This window comes from Mesorhizobium sp. L-2-11 (assembly GCF_016756595.1).
Classification (GTDB): Bacteria; Pseudomonadota; Alphaproteobacteria; order Rhizobiales; family Rhizobiaceae; genus Mesorhizobium.
In genome coordinates this window covers 5,386,847-5,412,888 of record NZ_AP023257.1, presented here as the reverse complement: position 1 = coordinate 5,412,888, position 26,042 = coordinate 5,386,847, and the positions used below count along the sequence as shown (strand labels likewise).

Here is a 26,042-nt window from a genome sequence, read left to right as displayed (position 1 = left end):
GTCCCCACGTAGCGTGCAGGCGGTTGATCGCTCATTTTCAGCATGAATCATGCGGAGAATCCTATGAGCGACAGTATGAGCCATCATCGAACATTCGAGATTTTGACGGCGGAGCCTGTGCCGTCCCGACGCAAGCCGCGCCATCGGTCGGACGAAGAGAAGGCACGGCTTGTCGCCGAAGCGTTCTCGCCAGGGGGCAATGTCTCGGCGGTTGCGCGTTCCGAGGGGCTGGACCCCTCGCAGCTCTATGCGTGGCGCCGCAAGGCGCTTTCGTCGGGCATGGTTGCGCCACTGACGGAGGGAGCGAGCAAGCCGGCGAAGTTCACGCGCTTTGAAGCGGTGGGCAGCGACACGGTGGAAATCGTCATTGGCGACGCAGTGGTGCGCGCCGGCGGCGATGTCGATCCCGATCGCCTGGCGAGGATCATCCGCGCGGTTCGTAAGGCATGATCGCTTCCGGTGTGGTGGTTTACGTGTCGTGCCAGCCGGTCGACTTCCGCAAGGGCGCGGCATCTTTGATGGCGCTGGTCAGGGATGGCGGCCTGGACCCATTCTCGGGGGCACTTCACGTATTCCGTTCGAAGCGTGCGGACCGGGTTCGCATCGTGTGGTGGGACGGCAGCGGGGTTTGTCTTTATTCGAAGACTCTGGAAGATCACAGCTTCTGCTGGCCGGGGATATCGGCCGCGCGCATGCGTCTCGACCACGCCCAGTTGATGGCGCTTCTGGCCGGACTGGACTGGAAAAAGATTCGTCCGGCCAGGGTCAGGCGGCCGTTATCGACGGGCTGAAACCGGCCTGCGGCAAGATGAATCATGCGGCTGGAACGGTTGGGAAAGCGGCTGTTTTTGTGCTCTGTTGCTTGCCATGGTTCTACCGGGTCTTGCCCTTCCCGACGACGTTGATGCGCTGAAGGCGATGATCCTTTCCATGGCTCGCGAGCAGGCTGCAAGCGAGGCCCGGATCGCAGTCGCCGACGCTCGGATCGCAGCATCTGAGGCGGAGGTCGCCCGGCTGAAAGCTGTCGAGAAAAGCGCCAGCGAGCGGATCGCCAATCTCACGTCAATCCTGAAAGTTTTACAGCGCACGCAACATGGCACGCGTTCCGAGCGGCTACGCCTGGCCATCGACGACGAGCAGGCCTCCTTTGCCTTCGAAGAGGTCGAGACCGGCCTTTCGGAAATCCGGAGCGAACTCGACCGCGCGGTCGGGAACAAGCCGAAGCGCGCCCCGCGTCCGCGCAAGGGCTTTGCTGCCCACCTCGAACGCATCGAGGAGGTCGTCGAGCCGGAAATCCCGGCCGACTGCGAGGGGCTTGAAAAGGTTCTGATCGGCGAGGATCGATCCGAGCGGCTGGACGTCGTGCCGCCGAAGTTCCAGGTCATCGTCACGCGCCGTCCCAAATACGCCTTCCGGGGCCGTGACGGCGTGGTCCAGGCTCTGGCGCCGGCGCACATCATCGAAAGCGGGCTGCCGACGGAGCGGCTGCTCGCCTATATCGCCGTCTCCAAATACGCCGACGGCCTCCCGCTTTATCGGCAGGAGGCGATCTATCTGCGCGACGGCGTCGAGATCAGCCGGTCGTTGATGGCGCAGTGGATGGGGCATCTGGGCTTCGAGCTGCAGATGCTTGCTGATTACATACTGGAGCGCATCAAGGAGGGCGAAAGGGTCTTCGCCGACGAGACGACCTTGCCCACCCTTGCCCCTGGTTCCGGGAAAACCACGAAAGCCTGGTTGTGGGCCTACGCACGGGATGACCGACCCTATGGCGGAACCAGTCCGCCAATGGTTGCCTATCGTTTTGAAGACAGCAGAGGTGCGGATTGCGTGGCGCGCCACCTCGCCGGATTCAGCGGTATCCTGCAAGTGGATGGCTACTCGGCCTATACCAACCTGGTCAAGGCACGGGCCAAAGCCGGCAGCAATGAAACAATCCGGCTCGCCGGGTGCTGGGCTCACCTGCGGCGCAAATTCTACGACCTGCACATCAGCGGGGTCTCGCAGGCCGCGACGGATTCGATCATCGCCATGACCGAATTGTGGAAGGTCGAGGACGAGGTCCGCGGCAAGGATGCCGGAAGCCGCGCCGCGCTACGTCAGGAAAAGTCCGTGGCCATTGTCGCGAGCCTCTTCGATCTATGGGAAGCGGAACTGGGCAAGGTCTCCGGAAAATCCAAGACCGCCGAGGCGATCCGCTACGCGCTCACCCGGCGGGAGGCGCTGGAACGCTTTCTGATGGACGGTCGCATCGAAATCGACTCCAATATCGTCGAGCGTGCAATCAGGCCCCAGACGATCACGCGAAAGAATAGTCTATTCGCCGGCAGCCACGGCGGTGGACGAACCTGGGCGACGGTAGCCACCTTGCTGCAAACCTGCAAAATGAACAGCGTCGATCCGCTCGACTGGCTCTCGCAGACCTTGACCCGCATCGCTCAAGGCTGGCCGGCATCCGAAATCGAAATGCTCATGCCTTGGAACTTTAGGCCTGACGTTATCGGCTGACCGCTTACCTCCTAATCTGTGTTGACCGGCTTGGATTCGCGCTGCAGTAATAGCTAGTAGCAATTATCTCGGCAAGCCCAAGGAGGACATTCCATGACGACCAGTTCCATTCCGGGTTACCGGCTCGGCGATACGACGCTGCCCAAGTCGCCGCTCACGAAAGACGATCTCGCGACGCTCAAGACAACGCTGCTCTTCGGAGACGCGGACGTCGCCGCGCTGCGCCAGGCGCACGGCGTCGTCGAGGATCAAGTCGAAGCCATCCTCGACGTCTGGTACGGGTTCGTCGGCAGCACGCCGCACCTCCTCGCCTATTTCAGCGACGCCAAGACGCATCAGCCGTTGGACGCCTATCTCGATGCGGTGCGCAAGCGCTTCGGCCAATGGATCCTCGACACCTGCCGGGCTGACTACGACGAGGCATGGCTTGCCTGGCAGGACGAGATCGGCCGCCGCCATCACCGCTCCGGCAAGAACAGGACGGACGGGGTCTCGGCAGCGCCCCATATCCCCATGCGCTACGTGCTCGCACTCGCCGTTCCGATCTCGGTCACCATGAAGCCGTTCCTCGCCAAGAAGGGGCATGCGTCCGCCGAGGTCGAAGCGATGCACGCCGCCTGGAGCAAGGCCGTGTTGCTGCAGGCCATTCTGTGGTCGAGGCCCTATGCGAGGGAGGGAGACTTTTGATGGTGGAACTCCGTCCGGCGCCGGACTGGCAGATCGCCCGTTGGCTCAATACTCCCTCGCCGCTGGCAGAACTTCGCGGCAAGGTTGTGTTCGCGGTGGCGTTCCAGATACTGTGTCCCGGTTTGCGTTAGTCACGGCCTGCCGCAAGCTGTCCGGGCGGGCGACGCGTTCCCCCAACGATCTCGCCGTGATCGGCCTGTACACCGTGTTCGAGCATCACGAAGCGCAAGGAACGCGCGCTGCGCTCGCGGCCCTGCATGAGTGTCGCATCACCTTCCCCGTGGGCATCGATGCGCAGGATCCGGGCAGCGAGGGTCCACAGACCATGCGCGCCTATGGCATGCAGGGCACGCCGACAACGCTTCTAATCGACCGGCGCGGATATTTGCACATTCACAAGTTCGGCCATCTTGATGACATGCGTCTCGGTGCTGCGGTCGCGACACTCATCGGGGATACGCTGACCACCGAGGCGCGCGGGCGAAGCAAAACCGAATGCCGGATGTGATGACGAGGGATGCCGCATCGCTGGGCAGGCCCACGCATAACCTTACCCTTTCCGACAGGGCCGCAGTACGTCCATCACGACACGAACAGCGGGACACGTTACGGCGCGCGTTGAGCATGACTCGGTGTGGATTCCATCATCTTGTCCATGGCCCGCCTTGCCCCGTGTCGTCGTGCCTGGACCGCCCTCGGCAGTTGGCCTCACTTGGCAACGGTGATCAACCAAACACGTCGTGGGTGAAGGCGTCATACCAGCCTTCCGCCGCGCGCGCAGCCTGTCGGCGGACCTCGGAGCTTTCCTCGACTTTGCTGACGAAGCTGATGACGCTCTTGAGCTTCCCGTCGACGGGCTTGAAGCTGATGGCGTTGCTGAACGCATCGTCGGGGGCGAGATAGGTGTAGCAGGTGTTGAACAAATGCGCCGGGAAACGCGCTGATCCGGTGAGATCGGCCGCGATGGCAAAGGCGCAGGCTTTGGCCTGGCTGTTGGCGCAGAAGGCGGATTTCGGCATATCCCCGCCGATGATCGCGTCACCGACCAGATAGATGCCGGGCTGCAGCTCCGATTCGAAGGTGACGGGATCGACCGGACACCAGCCCGACCGATTGGCGAGCCCCGCCTGCTGCGCCAAGCGCCCGGCCATTTGCGCCGGGATGACATTGGCCACCGCGGCCTTGAATGTTGCTCCCGCGGTGATCACTGACCGGGTCTTCGCGTCGACTGCCGTGACCCCGCCGGTGAACTGGGCCGGTAGCCATTCGATCATTCCCGGATAGTGGCGGTTCCAAGCGTCCTGGAACAGGTCCTGCGCGTTGAAGCTGTCTTTCGCATCGAGGATCAGAATTTTGGCCTTGGGTTTGCGGCGCTGGAAATAGGATGCGACGAGGGAAGCGCGCTCGTAAGGGGCGGGCGGGCAGCGAAACGGATTCGGCGGAGCAACGAGCACGAACAGCCCGCCGTCCTCCATGCTTTCCAGTTGCTGGCGCAACAGCATGGTTTGCTGCCCTGCATTCCAGGCGTGCGGCATGATCTCCATCGCCGCATCATCATAGCCCTCAAGCGCCCGGTCCCTGAATGCGATGCCCGGCGCAACAACGAGACGGTCATAGCTGAGCTTCGAGCCGTTATTCAGCGCAACGGTTTTCGCCGCCGGGTGAATCGCCGCGGCGGATTCATGAATGACGGTGATGCCGTATTGCCTTGCCAGCGCTTGATAACCATGGCCGAGCGATTCGAACGGTCGTAGCCCGGCGAGATAGAGATTGCTGAAAAAGCAGGTCGTGTAGCTCTGCCGCGGTTCGACCAGGGTCACGTCGACGGCCGTGGCGCTGGAGGCGAGATATTTGGCGACCGTTGCGCCGCCGATGCCGCCGCCGATCACGACGACACGCGCCTTGGCCTGGCCCCGCGCCTTCGGCTGGTTGAGTGCCGTTAGCAACGCTGCTCCGGTGAGGCGGCCGAACTCGCGACGAGTCCAGGATTTCATCGCGGGTTACTTCCCTGCGCTGCGACATAGCGCGCGACGCTCGCGATCTCCTCGTCGCTGAGCGACAGGGCGATAACGTGCATGATGTGATTTGGACTCTCGCTCGCCCGGTAGGCAAGCAGGGCGTTGGTGAGCCTCTCCTCACCAAGCCCGATGATGCTGGGAATGCCTGTGCCGCCGCCATCAAGACGATGGCAGGACGCACAGAGTGCGGCGAGTTGAGCGCCTTGATCGGGCCCCGCCGCCGCGCCGGATTGGCTGAAGAGCAGCACGAGGCCCGTCGCAATCGCAGATCTCGCGACGGGGCGCATGCTGAATACCCGTCTGTTTCGCAGTTTTCCGGTCACGCTCCCACTCAACTTGTCACGCCATAATTCGCGCAGCTCGTCGCCACCTCAACCGACCGTGAACTGGTGCGACAACATATAGAGGGCACCGCCGTCTTCTTCCCAAACGAAATCGAGCCGGCCGCTCTCCGTCGCGCGCAAGGAAAATTCGAAGAACGGATTGGCCGAAATCGCCTCGTGGAGATCGACACTGAGCACCACGGTTTCGTTGTAGCGGCAGACAAACTTGTTGATGATCTTGCGCGGGATCACGTTGCCTTGATCATCATGGCGTAGCCCTGTTTCCATCTCATGGCTTATGATGGTCTTGACCTGAAAAATCTCTCCCTTCGCCGCGGCGCTCGGCACGATCACGCGGGGTGTCGGGGTGGTCACTGTCTCTCTCCGATCTCAGGCACAGCCATCCGTGGCGACACGGACCCATGTCGTGGTCATCAGCAAGACGCCGTCATTCATTTCGGCGACAGCGACGACGTGTTGCGGTTTGGCAAGCCGGATGCGTGTCGAGACGCGAGGTAGACTGCGTTGCGGGACGAAATGGAAACTGGCGACTTCGATAAGCGGGTTCCGCGGCGCGAACACGCGCATCTGCCTCACATGGTCGGCATCGGTCATGGGGCTGTCGATGTAAAGACTCATCGGCACGGTGTAGCCGGTCGGGAAGTCCGCCGGCATAATCAGATGAAGGCGATCTGACATCGTGGCCTTCCGTCCGATGAGTTGCTCGACGAGATCCAGCGCTTCGTCGTTCGCACGCGCGCTCGGCGGCGAGAACAGCGCGACTCCGGCAAATCCCGCACTCCCGGCGATCAAAACATCGCGGCGCGTCAAGCTCATCGTCCCGGTCTCCAAACCTGCCATGTCTAGGCCACTCCAAGAACACATCGGCGGCGGCAGGCGGCGCACTCGGACACATCAGTGCGGCAGCTTCGACTAAATTTAGCACCGACACCCGCTCGGAGCAATCTCGCGGAAGTGCCCATGGACGCCCTTGAAATCAATGCATTCTGTTCAACAACTATATTCAACTTGCACAATGGAGTTTGCGGCGGGCCGAAAACCAATAGAAGCGTTGGAAGTTGCTGCTCGACCGCTTCCGGCGAGAGATATCTCGTCGCCATCGGCCTGCTTGGCACAAGTGGATAGCCTCGGTACGTCGTCGGAACCGTCAATGCGAGCGAGTTCCTGATCTAAGCGAGCGCAGCGAAGATCAGGCCGACATAGGTAAGCTGGTGCAAGAACTGGTCAGCCCCATGCATGGCCCAGTATGTCCGCGTATCGGGGCCAGCATGGCTGCGCCCGGACAGCCCGGCCTTGGTGTAGTCTGTCGCGTAGTGGACCGTGAATTCCGCGGCAGAAAGCAGGACGATTGCGGTGGGTTCGAGCCCGGCGATGAGAAGGGCCGGCAAAGAACCTAGCGCATGCAAGCCCGCGTGGACATAGCCGCCGGCGCGGCGCAGATCGCCCTTTCCGCCCAACATCCAGCCGGGCTGGAGCAGATAGTCGGCAATGAAGTGCTTTAGCTGGAGGCAGAAAAGCATTGCGAGCGTCAAAGTCATCATTTCCATGACCATACTCCATGGCCGCAGCGGTTGTTCAGGTTGCGAGCGTGTGTATCAGGACCGGGACTGCCTTCCCGCGAACATTCGTGATGCCAAGTGGGTGCGCGGCGATCTGGCCGCTTGTCTGCGCAAGCGTCATGTCGCTGAGCACGATTTCGACGCCGTGTTCCTTGGCCACGCCAACGAGACGGCTTGCCAGGTTGACCGTATCGCCGATGGCCGTATAGCTCAGCCGTTCGGCCGATCCGACATTGCCGACAATCGCGGTGCCGGTATTGATACCAATTCGCACCCGTATGTCGCTGTGGTCCGGCGAAACGGCGGGCAGCGCATGCATCGCGGCCCGGATCGCGGCTGCAGCGCTGCATGCGCGGCGTGCGTGATCCGGCACGGCTGTCGGTGCGTTCCAGATGGCCATAACGGCGTCGCCAATGAACTTGTCGACGGTGCCTCCCTCGGAATGAATGGCTTCGACTGCAAGCGTGAGAAAATTGGTGAGATGCGGCTGGACATCGGGCCCGAGCCGCTCGGTGAGTTCGGTGAAGCCCGGCAGATCGGCAAACATCACGGTCACTTCCACGAGCCTGCCGCCGGGCGCAGGCTCAAGCCCGCCCGTGATGAGGGGTCGGACGACGTCGAGCGGCATGTATTTGGCGAAAGCCGACAAGCCGCCCGCCATGCGCTTCAGCGCTTCCGAGAAATCATTGAGTTCGGCCAGGAATGTCGGAACATGCCGCACCTGGTCGAGCGAGAACCGTTCGATCTCACGGAGCTGCGCGGCAAGCTGGCGGATTGGCCTGGCGAAAAGCAGGTTCGAGAAGAGCACGGCAGTGGCCGCTGCCAGCACGACCAGCCCGGCGACCACCAGCAGCACCCGACGCGTGTTACGGTCGATCTCTTCCGCGAAGGAGGAGCGCGGTATCGCGGTCAGGAGCCGCCATTGTTCGAAAGGGAGCGCAAACGATGAGACGTAGACCGGGCCGATCTCGCCACCATCAACCAGCGTGCGAAATTCGTTCCCTTTCATCATCGAAATGGCCTCGCCCACCGCGGCGGCAAGCGCATCGCTCTTTGGAAAATCGCGAAGATGAGCTGGCATAGGACCGCCGGGCGCATCCGATGCAGCCAGTACTTTGTCGCTACCGCCCAGCACGAACGTCTTGCCGTGACCTGATACTTGCAGACCACTCAGCGCCTGCGACAGATTGGCGAAACTCACGGCCACCATGACCACGCCCTGGTACCTGCCATAGAGCTCGACCCGCTTTGAAACAACCACCGAGGGCTCGAAGCCGTTGGGCAGGACGTCGATCACGCTCCAGACAGGTTCCGTCGAGTCCATCGCCCGGCGATACCAGGGCGCACCGAGCGCTAGGTAAGCGGTTTTGCCATGGATGCGTTCTTCGAACATCACGTCGCCGGGGATGGGGTGATAGATATCACGGCGCAACGGGCGCGGCTTCCCCGGCATGCCCGGGCCGATTTCAACCATCTCGATCTTGCCGCCGGCCGCCGCGTGCGAGCCGAAAAACCGTCCGTCGGGGAAGCCAAATCCGATCCAGCCGATCACGCGCTGTTCACGCAGCAGCGACAGGAACAGGAATTCGCGTCTGACCTCGTCATCGGCCTTGATCGTGCCTTGGAACAGGATCGAGCGGATGACCTCGGCCGTGCCTGCCACGACGGCCAGCGTTGATGTCAATTCGCCGCGGACAGAATCGGCGCTCTGGGCACCAAGGCTGGCGACGATCTTCTCGACATTGCGGGTTGCCGTGCGCTCCCAAATGATATGCACCGATGCAGCCGTCGACATGACCGCCATGAGCAGCAGCGCCGTCATCGCCCGCCCAAGCGCTATGCGCGGCAGGCGGCACCTAGCGGTCGCGGCGTTCGGTGATGAGGCGCGCGCTGCGGTCAAATGTTGCATAGGCCCAAGTCCAATCGAGGAAGACAACAGTGCGGTTGCGGAAACCGACAAGGAACCACAGATGCGCGAAGCTCCAGAGCAGCCAGGCTAGGAAACCGCTCAGTTGGATGGGTCCCAAATCCGCGACCGCAGCCTTGCGCCCGATGGTGGCAAGGTTGCCGTAGTCGGCGTAGCGGAAAGGTTCTGCCACCGTCCCCGCAAGCCGCGCCTTGATGAGACCTGCCACATAGCGGCCCATTTGCTTAGCGGCAGGGGCGACGCCCGGAACCGGACGGCCGTCCTTGCCTTTTACCGAAGCAGTGTCACCGATGACATAGACGCCTTCGCGGCCGGGCACGTGGAGATGTTCGTCGACAACGACGCGGCCGGCGCGATCGGCCGGGACGTCCAACCATTTCGCCGCCCTTGAGGCCATGACGCCGGCGGCCCAGAGCACACAGGCTGAAGCGACGCGCTGCCCATCCGCGAGCGCAACGCCATTGTCGTCGCACTCGGTGACGGCTGCTCCTAGCCTGACCTCGACACCAAGCCTTTCGAGCTGCGATTTGGCCGATTGCGAGAGCTTCTCCGGAAATGCGGTGAGCAGCCGTTCGTCGGCCTCGACAAGTACAACCCTTGCGGTCGAGGAATCGATGTTGCGGAAATCGCGAACGATCGCTTTGCGCGCGAGTTCGATGATAGCGCCCGCGAGTTCGACGCCGGTGGGTCCGCCGCCGACAACCACAAAGGTAAGGAGTTTTTCTCGAAGAGCCGGATCGTCGGTCACTTCTGCCTTTTCGAACGCGGTCAATATGCGGGCGCGAATTTCGGTGGCGTCGCCTATGGTCTTGAGGCCGGGAGCATTTGCTTCCCAGGCGTCGTGACCGAAATAGGCGTGGCGGGCGCCGGTGGCGATGATCAGGTAATCGTAGGGAATTCGCCTGCTGCCGGTCAGCACAGTCCGCGCAGCGGTGTCGACGCCCTCCACCTTTTCCATCAGGACGGTTGCATTCTTCTGGCTGGCGAGGACGCGCCGGATCGGCATGGCGATCTGCGCCGGAGACAGGCCGGCCGTCGCCACCTGATAAAGCAGCGGCTGGAACAGATGATAATTGCGGCGGTCGACGACAGTGATATCGACCGGCGCGTTGCGCAACCCGAGCACTGCGTTGAGGCCGCCGAAGCCCGCGCCGAGAATGACGACCCGGGGCCGGCGCGGTGGAAGCGCATCTGTTATGGCCGGCGTCGCCTCCAACTCTGCCAAGTTCATCACTTCTTCGCTGGATCGGCGCAGCATTGTTCACGCTCCGCGACGGAAATAGCCGTCGACCAGATAATCCAACGATACGACGCCTGCGCCGCGAGCCAAAATGAGCAGCAGCAGCGAACTCCACATGAGGTGTTCGCCCCAGTGTCCCGGATAGACGAAGGTCTGGATCACCGCGACTACCCCGAGCAGCATCAGCGCGCCGAGGCGCGAGAACAGGCCGAGGAAAAGCAATGCGGCGCCGATGATTTCGGCGGCTGTCGCGAGCGAAGCCGCTAGCGCCGGGTCGATCAGCGGCAGATTATATTCAAACGCGAAAAGCTGCAGCGTTACCGGCCAGGAAGCGAGCTTGGTCTGGGCCGATTGCCAGAACACGTGGGCGACCGCGACGCGACCCGCCAGCTGAACGAGAGAAAGGGGTATGCTGCCCGCCAGGTTCAGAGCCCTGCGGTAGGCGGCGGCTAGGCTGCGGCCACTGGTTGAAGGCATTTCGCGGGTCACGCTCATTGGTCTCTCCATTTTCGTTTACTGCGGGTGGTCGAAGCCGATGCCGGTCACCAAGCCTTCGCCGAACAGGCTGACGAGGGCGCCGAGGACATCGAACGTCGGTTCGTGCGTGAGGGCGCGTGAAACGGCCCTCTCCAGGCCGAGGCCATTTTTCAGAGAATGGCGGAACGAGAACTGGGCGCTCGTGAGGCGCGCGAAGCGTACATTGTCGCCGTGCCTCCAGAGCGCGATGCGCTCGGCTTTGCGCTGCCAGACATCAGCTTGATCCGGAACGCCTCCGTTCTGATGCGCCGACCAGATCGACAGTACCGGCCAATGCGACATAACGAGGCGCAAGGATGGTTGGAGCATCAGTTCTAGGGTCGAGCTCGAGGCTTCGCCATCCAGTGCCGCCAGGTTCAGGGCCGGCAGTGATGCCGCATCAAGCGCCTCGGCGATCGCCCATTCAAGCCGCGCCGTTTCCGCGACGAAGGGCATTTCAGCCAGACCTTCGAAGGTCCCGAGGAAGCGCGGGAAGTCGGAGCCGTAGCGCACCAGCCTTGGCTCGCCGGGGGGATGCTGACGAATGAACTCGCTTGCGGCATAGCGGAAGAACCGCTCGTCGACCATGCGAACGACGACTGGAAATACGGCCATCAGCGTCGCTGTCAGCGAGGCGCGGGTATTGTTCTCATAGATGCGCAGCCGTCGGCATGGATCGGCGCGGCCCGCTGAAACGAGCGACGAAAGGCCGAATTGCGGGTTGCCAAGCACGGACTGCGCGATGATGTTCTGCAGATGCTCAAGCGGCAGCATGGCGGTTCCTCCTGACGTCACGGTCAGCAGCGAGACGCGCGGGCTTGATCGCATCGAAAGCGGCAAGCACCGGCATCTGGCCGCGCGGTGCATCGCGTTCGAACGGAACGACGGTGCCTGGAGCGGACTGCTTCGGCGCGGAAACAGGAAGGGAATCCTGCCGCTTGCGGAAGGCGATCGAAGCGGCAAGCATATCCGCCCACATTGCTTCGCCCAGCAGCACGTCGAGCACTGGCACATCCGTATCCCATTCGATCAGCGTGGGGCGCGGGCCGAATTTCTCGATCGCGCCGGCATAGAGTGACCACACGGCGGGCGGCACACGCGAGCCGTGGTCGTCGATCAGGACCGTGTCATCGCCAACGTCGTTGACGGCATGGCCTGCCAGATGGATCTCGCCGATCGCCTCGGCAGGCAGCACCTCGATGAACGCAGCCGCGTCGAAGTCGAGATTGTGGGCGGAAACGTAGACGTTGTTCACGTCGAGAAGCAGGCCGCATCCCGTGCGCTTCACAAGCTCGGCCAAGAACTCGGCCTCCGTCATCGTCGAACCGCTGACCTCGATATAGGCAGAGAGATTTTCAATCAGGATGCGGCGCTTCAGAGTGTCCTGAACGAGCTTGATATTGTTGGCGACGATCGCCAGCGCTGCTTCGTCGTAACGGAGCGGCAAAAGGTCGTTGAGGTAGGCGCCATCGGCGCCGCTCCAGGCGAGGTGTTCGGAAACAAGATCGGGTTCGAAGCGCACGCATACCTTGCGCATGCGTTCCAGATGGTCGCGGTCGACGCCGGAAGCGCTGCCGAGAGACAGCCCTACGCCGTGAACAGAAAGGGGGTAGGTCTCACGCAGATTTTCGAGCGCGGCGACGGCAGCAGAACCGCCCATGTAGTTTTCGGCATGAACCTCCAACCAACCCGCCGACGGGCGGCGGCTCAGCATTTCAGCAATGTGCGGCGAGCGAAGACCGATGCCCGCAGCTTGCGGAATTGGGAGGGTGGGGAGCTTATTGGGCATCAGTCGTCTCCATTGGGTTGCGTGGGAGTGGATCAGGCCTTGGGTTCGGTGCTGCCGCTGGCAAGCTTTCCGCAAGTGCCGGCCGGCACATAGATCCATGCGTCGGACTGGTTGTCGGCGGTCGAGGTCCCGGCGCAAGAATGCGTGGCGGTCTGGCAATCGTTCTGGCCGGCCTTGACGACGCCGTAGCACTTTTCGAACGAGAACTCCGGCTGAGCGGCCGGACCGGCGAAGGCAGCGCTGGCGGCGAGCGTGGTAGCCGCGGCCAAAGCCGAGCCGATGAGCGATTTGGTATTGATCATGATTTCCGTCTCCTGGGTTTGTGTTTAGTTCAGACCGGCGATCAGCCCGTCTGAAGCCACTCTCTTCGATCGCAGCCATCAACTGAAATGCTGTCTTGGCATGGTTTCGATAGACGCGCTGTATGCGCCGGCTGCATAAAAAGAGCCCTCCGGGAGGGTTGCCGGAGGGCTCAGCGAACCGGCATCCAGAGGGGATAATGCCGGCCGGGAGTTGTTGTCAGAGATAGCGTTCGTGGATGTCCACCGTGGAACGCTGTCCGATGTGGTTATAGTTGGCTTCGAGCCATTCCTCGGCGCGTTCACGGCCGCGGTCGCGAAGATCCGTAAGCAGGCCCCAATCGGCATTGAGCTTGCTGGAGACGCCAAGCTTTTTCATGGTCTCGTCATCCGAAATGCCGTGGACGAAGATGCGCTTGAGGTCGAGCGCCTGGCCGGCCTCCGAGTCGATCAGTTGCGTGACGAAGGCGATCGCCCGCATTTCCCGCAAGAGCGAAGAGTTGAAGCTTATCTCGTTGATGCGATTAAGGATGTCCGTCGCCGAGCGCGGCAGTTCGGCGCGTTCTATAGGATTGATGTGTACGATCAGCACGTCCGGCGTGTCGCAGGAATAGATCAGCGGGAAGATTGCCGGATTTCCCATATAACCGCCGTCCCAATAGGCCTCGCCGTCGATCTCGACGGCTTGGAACAGGAACGGCAGGCATGCCGACGCCATGATGGCGTCGATCGACAGCTCGTCATTGGAGAAAACCTTGACCTTCCCGGTCCGCACATTGGTCGCGCAGATGTTGAGTTTCAGCGGACAGCGCGACATGCGGACGGCATCCAGATCGATAGACTGCTCGAGAACTTTTTTCAGCGGATTGAAGTTCAAGGGATTGAACTGATAGGGCGACATCAGCCGCGTCACCATGTCGAGCATCAGGAAGGCCGGGGAGTATTCGAGCGAACGCGACCCGGCCATCTTGTCAAGCAGGGTCGGCTGCAGGGGGCTGAAGGCCGCCGCGTGGCTGACGCGGCGCCAGAAATTCGCAAGCGCCTTCTGCGCGCCGCGGCGTCCGCCTTCGGCGAGTCCGTAGGCAAGCACCGCCGCGTTCATGGCCCCGGCGCTGGTTGCGACGGCCCCCTCGAAGGACAAGCTCTCCTCGTCAAGGAGCCGATCGATGACACCCCATGTGAAGGCGCCGTGCGCGCCTCCGCCCTGAAGCGCGAGGTTGATCGTCCGCTTCCCGCGGACCACGCTGGGCGCGGCCGGTTCCGATTGGCTGGAGGCAAGCTTCACAGCGTCGGCATGAGTGTTCATCGGGTACCTCCTCGCGTAAAATTGCAGACGTTTGACGATGACGGTGCGCTCAGTGCGCAGTCCAGCCGCCGTCGATCGGCAAGGCTGTGCCGGTGATCGAAGCTGCGCAGTCACTGCAGAGAAACACCGCAAGCGCTCCCATTTCTTCTACAGTCGCAAAGCGCCTGGTCGGCTGGTTCTTCAGAAAGATGTCGCGGATAACGGCGTCGCGGGCGATGTTGTGCGACTTCGCCTGATCCTCGATTTGTTTCTCGACGAGCGGCGTCCAGACATAGCCTGGACAGATCGCGTTCGAAGTCACGCCGTACTCGGCGCCCTCGAGAGCGACCACCTTCGTCAACCCGACCATGCCGTGCTTGGCGGCGACATAGGCTGATTTGAAAGGCGAGGCGATTAGCCCATGGGCGGAAGCGATGTTGATGATGCGGCCATAGCCGCGACCCTTCATCGGCTCGAACGTCGCCTGGATCAGATGGAAAGCCGAACTCAGGTTGATCGCCAGGATCGAGTCCCATTTGGCGACGGGAAATTCGCTGACTGGCGCAACATGCTGTATGCCAGCGTTGTTGATCACGATGTCGATCTGGCCGAAGCGTGCAACGGCCCGTTCCACCATCATGTGGATAGCGTCGCGGTTCGACATGTCAGCGTTGTCGTAAGCGACGTCGACATCATTTTCCTCGGCCAAGGCGGCACGCTGCGTTTCGATTTCCACCGGATCCCCGAACCCGTTCAGCATGACGGCAGCACCGTTCTGCGCCAGGGCGCGGGCGATGCCGAGGCCGATGCCGCTGGTCGAGCCGGTCACGATCGCCGTCCGGCCTTCCAGGGGGCGGCGCATCGCAAGCGTATCGGTTTCAGGTTTGCTGACGTTGAGCATTTCGGCCTCCGTTGATGTGCCGCAACGCTGCGGCTGTTCTGCGGGACCTTGAGCGATGCGCGCTCAACAATAAAATGCCGCTGTGCTATCAAATCCATGCGTCCATTGCATTGGTTGGAGAAGGCTCGGGCGCGCTAGGGGATTGGCATGGACATCCACCACATCCGATATTTCCTCGCCGTCTGCGATACGCGGAACTTCACGCGCGCCGCCGAGAAATGCAACGTCACCCAGCCGGCGCTCAGCCGCGCGATCCAGCAGCTCGAGGACGAGGTAGGCGGCCTTTTGTTCCGGCGCGAGCGCAATCTGACCCACATCACCGACCTTGGCGCGCTGCTTCGGCCGCGTTTCCAACAGATCCTTGATGAACTGAGCGGCGTCCATCAGGAAGCCTCGCGCTTCCTTTGCCTCAAGGACGCGCATCTGAAGGTCGGCATCATGTGCACGATCGGCCCGCGCCGCTTCACCGGGTTGCTCACGGATTTCAACATGCGCCACAAGGGAATTCAGTTGCAGTTGGTTGAAGGGGTACCAAGCCGGCTTTCACAACTGCTCGAGGCGGGCGAGATCGACGTCGCAATCATGTCGTCGAGCGAAAACTTCCCGGAACGCTTCGACGTGACGCCTCTCTTTCGCGAACGCTTCATGCTGGCGTTCCCGACCGGCCATCGGCTGACGCAGCACGAGACCGTGCCAATCAGCGCGATCGACGGCGAGATCTATCTGAGACGTGTCAACTGCGAGTATTGGGACCATCTCTCTCATCTTTGCGTCGAGCGCGGAGTGAAGCTTCGCATCTCCTATTCTAGCGAGCGAGAGGACTGGATCCAGAATATGGTTGCCGGAGGGCTCGGCATCTGTTTCCTCCCCGAATACACCGCCGTGATTCCAGGGCTGCAGGTGCGGCCGGTGACAGAGCCGGAGGTGACCCGCGATGTGTGCCTCGTCACCGTCGCCGGCCGCCGCTTCTCGCCCGCGGTGTCGACATTTGTCGGTGCGGTCAAATCCTATGGCTGGGCAGAGGGCGCATCACCGGTTTCGATGCGCCGTTCCGCCGCGTAATCGAAACTCCGTCGACTACGCAGGAGTACGCCTGCGGTTCGGATGCGAGCCGGTATGACTGCGCCCAGGCTCACGCGATAGCTTCAGGCTATGGAATTTAGAAGTACCCGGCATTTCTCTTGGCCGCCGTGCTCGTCCAATCTCCACATCACGCCCCGCATGAATCCCCATTGCCGGGCTCGATAAAAGGAGAACCGCAAAATGTTTCTGAAAGTCATAGCACCTCACAACCCGATCAAACTTGTTCTTGGGTTCGGCCTGCTCGCTTCGGCCGCGGCTTTCGCTGTAGCACCTGCCCACGCCGGCGAATGCCCAGTCGACCAGGTCGCCACCAATGCCGTGCAGTCGATGCCGAGCGCGCCGGAAGGTGTCACCGACGAGGTCATCAGCACGATCGACCTCAGCACGAAGGGCGACGCCTGGAAGGGCAATAGGTTCCGTCTGCGCAAGCTCGTCGTGCAGCCCGGCGGCGTCGTGCCGTGGCACGACCACTCCACGCGTCCGGCAAATATCCTGGTCGTCGAGGGCGCGATCAGCGAATACAGCAACACCTGCAAGGTGGCGATCGAGCACAAGGCCGGCGAAGCCACCGCCGAGTTCGGCCAGCTCGCGCATTGGTGGAAGAACAACGGTTCGGTTCCTGCCGTGCTCTATTCGGCCGACATCCTGCCGCCGGACATGGACGCCCACGGCGCGATGTAACCGGACCGCAGCGCGTCCCGCTTTATTGACCCCTCAACCTCGATCGACGTTCCCGGTCCCGTTCGGGAGCGTCGAACCATGCACGGAAAAATTCCGATGGCCAGCTATGACGAAGCCGTTGCCTCGAAGCTCCGCAGGGTGTCGACGGACAGCCTGCGCTTCGGCATCATTGCCTTGATCGCATTTCTGACGCTCGTCGACCTTTTCGCCGCGCAGGCGATCCTTCCCTCGCTCGTCGTCAAATTCAGCGTCAGCCGCGCAACGATGGGTTTCGCGGTGAACGCCAGCACCTTTGGAATGGCGATCGCCGGCGTCGCGGTGGCGCTACTCGGCCGCAACATCGACCGGCGCAACGGGATATGGTTCAGCCTTGTCGTGCTCGCCATACCGACCGCGCTACTTTCGATAACCGACAGCATCGCAATGTTTGCCCTCCTGCGCGTCCTGCAGGGCCTGTGCATGTCGGCGGCCTTCACGCTGACGATCGCCTACCTCGCCGAGCATTTCTCACCCGGCCAGGCGGCAGGCGCGCTCGCCGCCTACGTCACCGGAAACGTCGCCAGCAACTTCTTCGGCCGCATCCTTTCGGCGGCTGTTGCGGACGGCTTTGGCATCTCCATCAACTTCCTGACCTTCGCTGCCCTAAATATTGCCGGCGCGTTGCTGGTCTGGCTGACTCTGAAGAAGACCGACCGCATGATGCGAATCGACGCCGACCATCCTCCTGTCGGCGGCGCCTGGAAAGCCCACTTCAAGAACCGAGAACTGCGCGGCAGCTTCGCGATCGGCTTCCTGATTCTGTTCGTCTTCATCGGCACGTTTACATATGTGAATTTCCAACTGGCCGCAGCACCGCTGGCCCTGTCGCCGATGGCGCTCGGTCTCGTTTATTTCGTATTTCTGCCGTCGATGCTGACAACCCCGCTCGCCGGCCGCGTGGCAAGGCGGTTCGGTCCAGCCAACGGCATCGTCCTGACGCTCGGCATTGCCATCGCCGGCCTTCTGGCGCTGCTCACTCCAAATCTGCCGATCGTTCTTGCGGGCATGGCCCTGATTGCCATCGGAACATTCCTGGCGCAGGCGATCGCGACTGGCCATGTCAGCCGCGTCGCCGCCCGCGACAAGGCCGCGGCGAGCGGTATTTATCTTGCTTCATATTATTCCGGCGGGCTGGTCGGCAGCTTCGTCCTTGGCCAGGTCTATGACCGGCTCGGCTGGACCACTTGTGTTGTCGTTCTCGTCGCCGCCCTGATCGCGGCAACGATAATCGCCCGCCCGCTGACGGCGCCACGCGTCTGATCCAGCTTCATCTCGACGTTTACCGCCGCTAATGAGCGGCGGCATTTCCATGGAACCTGCCAGCCATACGCCGCACTCATCAATTCAGGCAGCAAACGGCATTATCAATCCGCCGAGCCTTTCCGCATCCTTTCTTCCAGCCTGTCATCGGACCGGCTTCACTCACGGAGAAAGAGAAATGATCAATTCAGTCAAATCAACCCTCGCGGCGACGGCGCTTGTCTTGACGCTTGCCACCCCGGGGTTTCTGGCCCAGGCGAACGCTGAGATGGCGTCCGACGGCGTCATCACAGTCAAGAGCGGCTATTCGGTTGCAGAGACCGTGTCGCGGATCAAGAAGGATGTCGCCGACAAGGGCATCACGTTGTTCGGTGTCATCGACCAGGCCAAGCTCGGCAACGCCGCCGGCAACGTCGTCAGGCCGTCGCGGCTCATCATGTTCGGCAACCCGGCACTCGGCACGACCTTCATCACCGCGAACCCGAAAGCCGGCCTCGACTGGCCGGTGCGCGTCGTCGTTTACCAGACGGCTGATGGCTCGGTCTACGCGGCCTACACCGACTTCGACTACATCGCCAGGCGCCACGGCATCGAAAGCCGCACCAGGGAATTCAAGATGGCGACCGAAGTGATCCAGTCCGTCACCTCCAGCATCGAGAAATGACCCATGAAGCGGGGCCGGCCTTCCGGCAGATGTCCGGCCCCAAAGTTTTCCGCCGCCACGGATTTGGTTCCTATGAGACGTGACACCCTCCTACCCAAGCATCAGACCGAGACGGCCAAGCGCCGGTGCGAGTTCACTCCTCGCCAGCGTGCCTTCGAGGAACGGCGTTCATGATGGCATTCGCCAGTTCTTCGAGGACGGGAGTATCGCCTTTCGATGCGGCAAATAGCCTGAACTGCGCTTCTGGCAACTCTGGCAGGCCGTGGCTTTCGGGTACCCTGACCAGGCCGTTTCTCAGCTGACTGACTGTCATCGGCGCTACAGCGAAGCCTGAGATGGCAGCCGCCCTCAGGCTGGCGTTGCTGGTGCAGATCATCACCGTGCGCTGGCTGATCCCGGCCTTGGCAAGCCGTTCAAGGGCCACTTCCCTGTAGGGGCAAGGTTCCGGCAACACGGCCAACGGCAGCGGGTCGGGAAGATCCACGCCGGTATGATCCGCCCACGCCCAGACAAGAGGCTCGCGCCACAGGAGGCGCCCCATCTCCTCACCCTCACACTGTGACCCGAGCACCAGTTCGATATTGCCCTCCTTCATCTTCGAGAGCAGCGCACCCGGAATCCCGACCTGCACCTCGACCTGCAATCCGCGGCGATCAGCGCCGAATGCCTGCAAGGCGCGAAGGATGGGGACCTGTGCGAAGTCTTCCGAGAGGCCGACGCGAACTCTGCCGTGAAAGGGTGCCTGCGCCAGATCGGCCAAGGCATCCCGGTTAAGGGCGAGCATCGCCCGGGCATAGGCGAGCAGGCGCTCGCCATCTTGTGTCATCTCCAGCGAGCGCGTCGTCCTTCTGAGTAACGGCTTTCCGACCTGCTCTTCGAGACGGCGCAGGTGCCCACTGACCGCCGACTGCGTAAGGTTCAGTCGCGCTGCTGCCCGACTGAAGCCGCCTTCGTCGAACACGGCGACGAACGTCCTGAGCAGGACCAATTCCAGCATATATTCTGATCCATGATGAATATTGTCGACAATCTCAATTTTTATATCGAATTAAAATATGACGCAATGCGGTTCGTCACAATGAGCAAGGATGATCCATGACCAAGCTGCTGCATATCGTTTCCTCGCCTCGCAAAGAGCGTTCCGCCTCGCGTGAGGTCGCCGAGGCCTTTGTCCAAAGCTGTCGTGCTCGGCGACCCGACCTGGCGATTTCAATGCTCGACCTATGGGATGTCGACCTCCCCGAATTCGGTGAGGACGCGATGTTGGCCAAATATGCGGGGCTCAGCGGCACGCCGCTTACCCCCTCTCAACAGCAGGCATGGGCCACATTGCAAGAATTGGCGCAACAACTGCACTGGGCGGATATTGTCCTGCTGTCGACGCCCCTGTGGAATTTCAGCATTCCCTACAAGCTCAAGCAGTTCATCGACCTGGTATCGCAGAAGGGCATCCTTTTCTCGTTCGATCCTGAACACGGGTTCGCAGGGCTGCTCCGGGACAAGATCGCGGTGGTCGTCTATGCGCGAGGCCTCGACTATGCGGCGCAGTCCATCACTCCGGCGCAGAGCTTTGACTTTCAAAAGCCCTATATAGAAGCGTGGTTGCGCTTCATCGGTATCGAAGATGTCCGCAGTCTAATCATGCAGAAGACCCTCTTTGGACCCGATCTTGATCATGCCGCTCGCCAGGATGCACGGGGGGCCGCGTCACGGTTGGCGGAAGACCTGCTGGCGCGGACAACAGAGGCGATTGCATGATTATGAAGCGCTTGCTGCGGAAAGAAGGGCGGCTCTGGAGACTCGCCGGGAAGGCCGCCTTTATGGTGCGACGGAGCACCCTTGGGTCAAGCCCGAGGGCAGGCTTTTGCGCGACATGCATCAGAACCACATATCGCGCACGCAGCGGCCATCGCGCGGCAGGTCCTCGAAGGTATGGAGACCATCGAAATGGTCGATTGGGAGGTCGGCGACGGCGTCAGGCGGCGCAAGCCTGACATTGACGGCGATCCGAGTGCGACCGGCGGCACTGGCGCGCAAGCCACGCCAGGCCAGCACACAGGCGCATGTCGGACAGAACAGAATCTCGAGCGACGGGGTATCCTTTCCGGCGCGCGTATATGCACTTGTCGGTCCCGCAAGATGGATGCGTTCGTCAACATAATCGTAAGCCCATAGCGCGCCATAGCGGCGGCAAAGCGTGCAGTTGCAGGCGGTGATCGAGCCGAGATCGCCCTCCAAAGTCCAATGGGCCGCGCCACAATGGCAGGTTCCGGTCAGCATTCGTCCTCCTCACCCTCTGGCAGCAACACGAGCATTGTTCCCAACATTGTGCCGGACCCGCTGCGATATTCAACAGATTGAGGCGTAGGCTGATGCGCTCGCCGCTTTCACAAGATGTTCGTTGTCTTACCCAATATCCTTGCCTTCGCGACAGGCTTTCGCCATGAAGGCCGATGAACTCCCCTTTGCCAGCCAGCACACGCCAGCGGCTCGACGAACTCCTCGTCGCGCGCGGCCTGTTCGCCAGCCGCTCTCGCGCCCGCGACGCGATCGAGCGCGGCACAGTGACGGTTGACGGCATCATCGCCCGCAAGCCCGGCCAGACCGTCCGGGCTGATTGCCTCATAGAAGTCGATGATCCGGCGCAGCGCTATGTGTCGCGTGCTGCGCTGAAGCTGATCGCCGGGCTCGACCATTTCGGTCTCGGTCCAGCCGGCAGCGAAGCGCTCGACGTCGGCGCCTCGACTGGAGGCTTCACTCAGGTGTTGCTCGAACGCGGCGCCGCACATGTCACGGCAATCGATGTCGGGCATGGCCAGATACATCCGGAGATCGCTGGCGATCCGCGTGTGACGGTCATCGAGGGATTGAACGCCCGTGATCTTTCCGCTGCCGATCTCGCCGATCGCATTCCGGATTTCATCGTCTCCGATGTCAGCTTCATCTCGTTGAAACTGGCGCTGCCGCCGGCGCTCGCCATTGCCAGGAGTGGCGCCAAAGCAATATTTCTGGTCAAGCCGCAATTCGAGGCGGGCCGCGAGGCGATCGGCAAGGGCGGCTTGCTGAAAGACCCATACGATGCTGCGCGGATTGCCGGCCTGCTGCAGGATTGGCTCGACGGCGTCCCCGGCTGGCGCTCGCTCGGACTGCATCTGTCGCCGATCGAAGGCGGCGACGGCAACCGCGAGTTCCTGCTCGCCGGGATCAAGGACGCCGGTATCGAGAAGAGGGGGATCGGAGGCCGATGACCGCGCGCTTCACGATCACACGGCTGGGCTCCCAGGGCGACGGCGTCGCCGAGACCGAAACCGGCGAGCTTTTCATTCCGTTCACGCTGCCCGGTGAAACCGTCACCGCCGCGCGCGAAAAGGATCGTGCCACGCTGATGTCGGTGCTGCAGGCTTCGCCGCTTCGCATCGACCCTGCCTGTCGGCATTTCACCGAATGCGGCGGCTGCGCCATCCAGCATCTTGAAGCCGAAGCCTATCATCGGTGGAAGCGTGACAAGGTTGCGCATGCGCTTAACAGCAAGGGCATCACTTGCGACATTGACGCGCTGGTGCCGTGCGCGCCGCAGACGCGCCGGCGCGTCGTGTTCACCGCCCGACGCAGCGAGGCCGGCATGCTGCTCGGCTTCGTTCGGGCGCTGTCGTCCGAGGTCATTTCCATTGAGGAATGCCCGATCTCGCTGCCCGACATCGTCGCAAAGCTCGACCGTCTGACAGCACTCGCCGAATTGGTTTGCGCAACGACGAAATCGTTCCGCATGACAGTCACGGCGACCGCTTCCGGCCTCGATGTCGCGGTTCACGAGTCCGGCAAGCTTGGCGAAAACCAGCGCCGCGTCGCCTCCAATTTCGTCATCGCTCAGGGGCTGGCAAGGCTTTCGATCGATGGCGAGATCATCATCGAGCCCAAAAAGCCGGTTGTCATGTTCGGCGACATCGCCGTCGCGGTGCCGCCGGGCGCCTTCCTGCAGGCCACCGAAGCCGCCGAGCAGGCGATGGCCGACATCGTCGGCCGGCACCTCGCGCGCGCCAAAAAGGTCGCCGATCTCTTCGCCGGCTGCGGCAGCTTTGCGCTGCGCCTCGCCGCCAAGTCGGAAGTCCATGCGGTGGAGGGTGACGCGGCAGCGCTTTCGGCGCTCGACCGGGCGTTCCGTTTCGCCAGCGGTCTGAAGCGCGTGACCAGCGAACGCCGCGACCTGTTCCGGCGGCCGCTCACATTCAAGGAGTTGAATGCCTTCGACGGCATTGTGTTCGATCCGCCCCGCGCCGGCGCCGAGGACCAGTCGAAGCAGATTGCCCGTTCCGACGTGCCGCTGGTCGCCGCGGTTTCCTGCAATCCGGTGACGCTGGCGCGCGACCTGCGCATCCTCATCGACGGCGGCTACGCCCTGAAAAGTGTGACGCCGATCGATCAGTTCCTGTGGTCGCCGCATGTCGAGACCGTCGCGCTTCTGGAGAAGCCAAAGCGAAGGCGGTAACAGGTCCACATTTGTTGGGCTTGAATTTCGCGTAAAATGAGCATATTTTGAGCGTATTCTGTTCAAAATGCGCTGGGAATCTGTTATGAATACCGCAGCTCTCGATATCAGAGCATCGCAATTTGGCGACGAGCGGACGCCATTTCTTTCGGCAAGACGGGTGGCTGAACTGCTGGGCGTCAATCTGACCGAACTGGCGGGCCTGATCGGCGTCGCGCGCAACACGCTTGCCGCCAAGACCAGCGCGCGCAAGGTCGACGCCGCATTGAGTCCGATTGTCCGTATCCTGGCGATGGCAGGCGAGATGGCCGGCGATGAACAGCGCGCGGCGATCTGGTTCAAGCATCAGCCGATCCCCGGCTGGGCGGGAAAGACCGCCTACGATCTCGTTCGAGAGGGCAAGTCGGACAAGGTGCTTGCCTATCTGGAGGCAGTCCGCTCCGGCATCTATGCCTGAAAACAGACTGAGCCTATGGCGTGCCTTCGTGCCGCGTTGGGCGCATCTGGCGCTTTCCGGCGAAGGAGCGGCCCGCTTTGGCGGTCGCTGGAACCCGGGAGGCACCCCGACAATCTATGCCGCACGGGAATTGTCCACTGCTTGGGCGGAGTACAATCAGGGCTTTGTCCAACATCCGGCGCTGATTGCGCAACTCGCACTTTCAGGCGCGCGGCTGGCCGATCTGACGGACACTGACGTGCTGACCAAGCTCGGCGTGAAGGCAGACATTCACCGATGTGAATGGCGCGACATCATGGATCAAGGCCTGGTGCCGGAGACGCACACGCTGAGAGATCGCCTGCTTGCCGATGGGCAGCACGGCGTGATCTACCCCTCCTTCATGTCGCCGGGCGGCACATGCGTCGCGCTGTGGCGATGGAACGAGAGCAACGCACCCCGTCTGAAGGTCATCGACCCCGACCATCGCCTGCCGAAAACGCCGGCTTCATGGCTTTAGGGTAGTTCGAAACTGGCCGGCAGACGGCTATGCTTCTTGCACGCCGCTCTGGCCGTTCCCGCCACCCTTACAGTCACTTGCCAAGGATCGCGGGCGGCAGCGGCTGAGAGGGACCGGTTTTCGCGACCACAATAGCTGGCGCGGCCGTTCTATCAAACCCGTGTGCCGCCGACCGTCATCTGGTTCATCCTGAGATGCGGCTGGCCGACGCCGACCGGCACGCCCTGGCCGGCCTTGCCGCACATGCCGATGCCAGTGTCGAGCTTCATGTCGTTGCCGATCATCGAAACCCGATGCATGGCATCCGGCCCGTTGCCGATCAGCATGGCGCCCTTGATCGGCTGCGTTACCTTACCATTCTCGATCATGTAGGCCTCGGTGCAGCCGAACACGAACTTGCCCGAGGTGATGTCGACCTGGCCGCCGCCGAAGGAGACGGCATAGATGCCGTTCTTGACCGAGGCGATGATTTCGTTCGGCTCCATATCGCCTGAAGTCATGTAGGTGTTGGTCATACGCGGCATCGGCTGGTGCGCATAGCCTTCGCGCCGTCCGTTGCCGGTCGCGTTCATGCCCATCAGCCGGGCGTTCTGGCGGTCTTGCATGTAGCCGACAAGCTTGCCGTCATCGATCAGCACGTTGCGGGCCGACGGCGTGCCTTCGTCATCGACTGTCAGCGAGCCACGCCGCTCGGCCATGGTGCCGTCGTCGACAACGGTGACGCCCTTGGCGGCCACCTGCTGGCCCATCAGCCCGGCGAAGGCCGATGTCTTCTTGCGGTTGAAGTCGCCTTCCAGCCCGTGGCCGACGGCCTCGTGCAGCATGACGCCCGGCCAGCCGCTGGACAGCACGATGTCGAACGTACCCGCCGGCGCCGGGATGGCCTCGAGGTTGACCAGCGCCTGCCGCAGCGCTTCCTTGGCGGCGTGCTTCCAACTCTCCTCGACCAGGAATTCGCCAAACCCTTTGCGCCCGCCCATGCCGTGGGAGCCGCTCTCCTGGCGGTCGCCGTCGCCGACCACCACCGACACATTGATCCTGACCAGCGGGCGGATGTCGCGCACCATCTGGCCGTCGGCACGCACGATCTCGACATGCTGCCAGGAGGCGGCGAGCGACGCCGTCACCTGCCGCACGCGCGGATCCTCGGCTCGCAGCCACGCATCGATTTCCTGAAGCAGCTTTGCCTTGGCCTCGAAGGAGGGCGAGGGGATCGGGTTGTCGTCGCCATAGAGATGGCGGTTGGTGCGGGCGGGAGCCGCAGCAAGCGTGCCGGAATAGCCGCTCTTGACCGTCGAGACGGCGTCGGCCGCGCGCAGCAGCGACGCTTCCGAAAGATCGCTGGAATGCGCGTAGCCGCTCGCTTCGCCGGCGACCGCGCGCAGGCCAAAACCTTGGTCTGTGTTGAAATTGGCGGTCTTCAGCCGGCCATTGTCGAACATCAGCGCTTCGCTCTCGCTGTATTCGAGGAACAGTTCGCCGTCATCGGCGCCGTTGATGGTCTCGGCGACGATCTGCTTGATGCGATCGTCGGAAATGTCGAATTGGCCGATCAGGCTGTTCATGGCGCGGTCCGTCCGTGGAAAGAGAATGTCCTCACGATGTAGGCGCGAAGGTGCGCCCAGACAATCGGCAATGACCATTGTCCGTGCATGACTCCGAAAATCGGAATCGATTTTCGGAAAGGATCATGCGCAAAATCAAAGCGCTACAGCGTCCTTTGCGCGTCCTTGGACGCGCGGCGCTGTAGCCCAAGGCGGTCACAATCTCATTTTCGTCAGCAGGGTTTTGGGCCTCTCG

At 62.2% G+C, this 26,042-nt stretch carries 31 protein-coding genes; 15 read left to right on the top strand and 16 right to left on the bottom strand.

The annotated features are described in order from the left end of the window. Positions 1–63 precede the first annotated feature (63 nt). From JG739_RS25860 to JG739_RS36250, 6 genes are all read left to right on the top strand, one after another. On the top strand, positions 64–450 hold the full coding sequence (locus JG739_RS25860; protein ID WP_183445375.1) for a transposase: 387 nt from the start codon (positions 64–66) through the stop codon (positions 448–450). After that, positions 447–791: an IS66 family insertion sequence element accessory protein TnpB gene (tnpB, locus tag JG739_RS25855; protein ID WP_183445374.1), complete on the top strand. Its 345-nt coding sequence runs from the start codon at positions 447–449 to the stop codon at positions 789–791. The genes JG739_RS25860 and tnpB overlap by 4 nt, the downstream gene beginning before the upstream one ends. Positions 792–867: 76 nt before the next feature. Beyond that, the gene (gene tnpC, locus JG739_RS25850; protein WP_183445373.1) at positions 868–2,508 is read left to right on the top strand and encodes an IS66 family transposase; all 1,641 of its coding nucleotides are present in this window, start codon (positions 868–870) and stop codon (positions 2,506–2,508) included. 93 nt (positions 2,509–2,601) lie between these two features. Then, positions 2,602–3,195 carry a protoglobin domain-containing protein gene (locus JG739_RS25845; protein ID WP_202363990.1) on the top strand — a complete coding sequence of 198 codons (594 nt, stop codon included), beginning with the start codon at positions 2,602–2,604 and terminating at the stop codon, positions 3,193–3,195. Further along, the gene (locus JG739_RS36255) at positions 3,195–3,326 is read left to right on the top strand and encodes a hypothetical protein (protein WP_342216428.1); all 132 of its coding nucleotides are present in this window, start codon (positions 3,195–3,197) and stop codon (positions 3,324–3,326) included. Before JG739_RS25845 ends, JG739_RS36255 begins: the two co-directional genes overlap by 1 nt. Positions 3,327–3,382: 56 nt before the next feature. Then, on the top strand, positions 3,383–3,703 hold the full coding sequence (locus JG739_RS36250; protein WP_342216427.1) for a TlpA family protein disulfide reductase: 321 nt from the start codon (positions 3,383–3,385) through the stop codon (positions 3,701–3,703). 217 nt (positions 3,704–3,920) lie between these two features. On the opposite strand, the gene JG739_RS25835 is transcribed toward JG739_RS36250, so the two are convergent. The 13 genes from JG739_RS25835 to JG739_RS25775 form a co-directional block, all read right to left on the bottom strand. Continuing rightward, positions 3,921–5,189 (bottom strand): NAD(P)/FAD-dependent oxidoreductase, encoded by a 1,269-nt coding sequence (locus tag JG739_RS25835; protein ID WP_202363989.1) that lies wholly within the window; start codon positions 5,187–5,189, stop codon positions 3,921–3,923. Further along, positions 5,186–5,536 carry a c-type cytochrome gene (locus JG739_RS25830; RefSeq protein ID WP_244749573.1) on the bottom strand — a complete coding sequence of 117 codons (351 nt, stop codon included), beginning with the start codon at positions 5,534–5,536 and terminating at the stop codon, positions 5,186–5,188. The genes JG739_RS25835 and JG739_RS25830 overlap by 4 nt, the downstream gene beginning before the upstream one ends. Before the next feature lie 48 nt (positions 5,537–5,584). After that, positions 5,585–5,911, bottom strand: a complete 327-nt coding sequence (gene soxZ, locus JG739_RS25825) for a thiosulfate oxidation carrier complex protein SoxZ (RefSeq protein WP_202363988.1) — start codon at positions 5,909–5,911, stop codon at positions 5,585–5,587. A gap of 15 nt (positions 5,912–5,926) precedes the next feature. After that, positions 5,927–6,373, bottom strand: a complete 447-nt coding sequence (locus tag JG739_RS25820; protein ID WP_202367639.1) for a thiosulfate oxidation carrier protein SoxY — start codon at positions 6,371–6,373, stop codon at positions 5,927–5,929. Positions 6,374–6,726: 353 nt separating this feature from the next. Then, on the bottom strand, positions 6,727–7,104 hold the full coding sequence (locus JG739_RS25815) for a DUF3307 domain-containing protein (protein WP_128183674.1): 378 nt from the start codon (positions 7,102–7,104) through the stop codon (positions 6,727–6,729). A gap of 28 nt (positions 7,105–7,132) precedes the next feature. Next, the gene (locus JG739_RS25810; RefSeq protein ID WP_244749572.1) at positions 7,133–9,025 is read right to left on the bottom strand and encodes an adenylate/guanylate cyclase domain-containing protein; all 1,893 of its coding nucleotides are present in this window, start codon (positions 9,023–9,025) and stop codon (positions 7,133–7,135) included. After that, the gene (locus JG739_RS25805) at positions 8,973–10,274 is read right to left on the bottom strand and encodes an NAD(P)/FAD-dependent oxidoreductase (RefSeq protein WP_244749984.1); all 1,302 of its coding nucleotides are present in this window, start codon (positions 10,272–10,274) and stop codon (positions 8,973–8,975) included. The genes JG739_RS25810 and JG739_RS25805 overlap by 53 nt, the downstream gene beginning before the upstream one ends. A gap of 30 nt (positions 10,275–10,304) precedes the next feature. Continuing rightward, positions 10,305–10,760, bottom strand: a complete 456-nt coding sequence (locus JG739_RS25800) for a DoxX family protein (RefSeq protein WP_244749983.1) — start codon at positions 10,758–10,760, stop codon at positions 10,305–10,307. 36 nt (positions 10,761–10,796) lie between these two features. Then, complete coding sequence (locus tag JG739_RS25795; RefSeq protein ID WP_202363985.1) at positions 10,797–11,573, bottom strand: HvfC/BufC N-terminal domain-containing protein; 777 nt, start codon at positions 11,571–11,573, stop codon at positions 10,797–10,799. Then, positions 11,560–12,588, bottom strand: coding sequence for an MNIO family bufferin maturase (bufB, locus tag JG739_RS25790; protein ID WP_202363984.1), 1,029 nt, complete (start codon positions 12,586–12,588; stop codon positions 11,560–11,562). The genes JG739_RS25795 and bufB overlap by 14 nt, the downstream gene beginning before the upstream one ends. Positions 12,589–12,620: 32 nt before the next feature. Further along, positions 12,621–12,890, bottom strand: coding sequence for a BufA1 family periplasmic bufferin-type metallophore (locus tag JG739_RS25785; RefSeq protein WP_091595987.1), 270 nt, complete (start codon positions 12,888–12,890; stop codon positions 12,621–12,623). A gap of 217 nt (positions 12,891–13,107) precedes the next feature. Continuing rightward, the gene (locus tag JG739_RS25780; protein WP_202363983.1) at positions 13,108–14,193 is read right to left on the bottom strand and encodes a patatin-like phospholipase family protein; all 1,086 of its coding nucleotides are present in this window, start codon (positions 14,191–14,193) and stop codon (positions 13,108–13,110) included. 49 nt (positions 14,194–14,242) lie between these two features. Next, positions 14,243–15,073: a 3-hydroxybutyrate dehydrogenase gene (locus JG739_RS25775; protein ID WP_202363982.1), complete on the bottom strand. Its 831-nt coding sequence runs from the start codon at positions 15,071–15,073 to the stop codon at positions 14,243–14,245. A gap of 147 nt (positions 15,074–15,220) precedes the next feature. Here JG739_RS25775 and JG739_RS25770 point away from each other — a divergent pair, with 147 nt between their 5' ends. The 4 genes from JG739_RS25770 (at position 15,221) to JG739_RS25755 (ending at position 18,800) form a co-directional block, all read left to right on the top strand. Then, positions 15,221–16,135 (top strand): LysR family transcriptional regulator, encoded by a 915-nt coding sequence (locus tag JG739_RS25770; protein WP_202363981.1) that lies wholly within the window; start codon positions 15,221–15,223, stop codon positions 16,133–16,135. Between the two features lie 201 nt (positions 16,136–16,336). Next, positions 16,337–16,837 (top strand): cupin domain-containing protein, encoded by a 501-nt coding sequence (locus tag JG739_RS25765; protein ID WP_202363980.1) that lies wholly within the window; start codon positions 16,337–16,339, stop codon positions 16,835–16,837. A gap of 96 nt (positions 16,838–16,933) precedes the next feature. Next, positions 16,934–18,136, top strand: coding sequence for an MFS transporter (locus tag JG739_RS25760; RefSeq protein WP_202367637.1), 1,203 nt, complete (start codon positions 16,934–16,936; stop codon positions 18,134–18,136). A gap of 178 nt (positions 18,137–18,314) precedes the next feature. Beyond that, positions 18,315–18,800: a DUF302 domain-containing protein gene (locus tag JG739_RS25755; RefSeq protein ID WP_202363979.1), complete on the top strand. Its 486-nt coding sequence runs from the start codon at positions 18,315–18,317 to the stop codon at positions 18,798–18,800. A gap of 133 nt (positions 18,801–18,933) precedes the next feature. On the opposite strand, the gene JG739_RS25750 is transcribed toward JG739_RS25755, so the two are convergent. Then, positions 18,934–19,797 (bottom strand): LysR family transcriptional regulator, encoded by an 864-nt coding sequence (locus JG739_RS25750; protein ID WP_202363978.1) that lies wholly within the window; start codon positions 19,795–19,797, stop codon positions 18,934–18,936. A gap of 98 nt (positions 19,798–19,895) precedes the next feature. Between JG739_RS25750 and JG739_RS25745 the strand changes: the two genes are divergently transcribed. Next, positions 19,896–20,558 (top strand): FMN-dependent NADH-azoreductase, encoded by a 663-nt coding sequence (locus tag JG739_RS25745; RefSeq protein ID WP_202363977.1) that lies wholly within the window; start codon positions 19,896–19,898, stop codon positions 20,556–20,558. A gap of 120 nt (positions 20,559–20,678) precedes the next feature. On the opposite strand, the gene JG739_RS25740 is transcribed toward JG739_RS25745, so the two are convergent. After that, on the bottom strand, positions 20,679–21,080 hold the full coding sequence (locus JG739_RS25740) for a GFA family protein (RefSeq protein ID WP_202363976.1): 402 nt from the start codon (positions 21,078–21,080) through the stop codon (positions 20,679–20,681). Between the two features lie 173 nt (positions 21,081–21,253). Here JG739_RS25740 and JG739_RS25735 point away from each other — a divergent pair, with 173 nt between their 5' ends. The 4 genes from JG739_RS25735 (at position 21,254) to JG739_RS25720 (ending at position 24,242) form a co-directional block, all read left to right on the top strand. Beyond that, the gene (locus JG739_RS25735; protein WP_202363975.1) at positions 21,254–22,048 is read left to right on the top strand and encodes a TlyA family RNA methyltransferase; all 795 of its coding nucleotides are present in this window, start codon (positions 21,254–21,256) and stop codon (positions 22,046–22,048) included. Further along, the gene (locus JG739_RS25730) at positions 22,045–23,286 is read left to right on the top strand and encodes a class I SAM-dependent RNA methyltransferase (RefSeq protein ID WP_202363974.1); all 1,242 of its coding nucleotides are present in this window, start codon (positions 22,045–22,047) and stop codon (positions 23,284–23,286) included. Before JG739_RS25735 ends, JG739_RS25730 begins: the two co-directional genes overlap by 4 nt. An 85-nt stretch (positions 23,287–23,371) precedes the next feature. Beyond that, complete coding sequence (locus tag JG739_RS25725; protein ID WP_202363973.1) at positions 23,372–23,743, top strand: antitoxin Xre/MbcA/ParS toxin-binding domain-containing protein; 372 nt, start codon at positions 23,372–23,374, stop codon at positions 23,741–23,743. Beyond that, positions 23,736–24,242, top strand: a complete 507-nt coding sequence (locus JG739_RS25720) for an RES family NAD+ phosphorylase (RefSeq protein WP_202363972.1) — start codon at positions 23,736–23,738, stop codon at positions 24,240–24,242. The genes JG739_RS25725 and JG739_RS25720 overlap by 8 nt, the downstream gene beginning before the upstream one ends. A gap of 152 nt (positions 24,243–24,394) precedes the next feature. On the opposite strand, the gene tldD is transcribed toward JG739_RS25720, so the two are convergent. Continuing rightward, positions 24,395–25,807, bottom strand: a complete 1,413-nt coding sequence (gene tldD / locus JG739_RS25715) for a metalloprotease TldD (protein ID WP_202363971.1) — start codon at positions 25,805–25,807, stop codon at positions 24,395–24,397. Between the last annotated feature and the right edge of the window lie 235 nt (positions 25,808–26,042).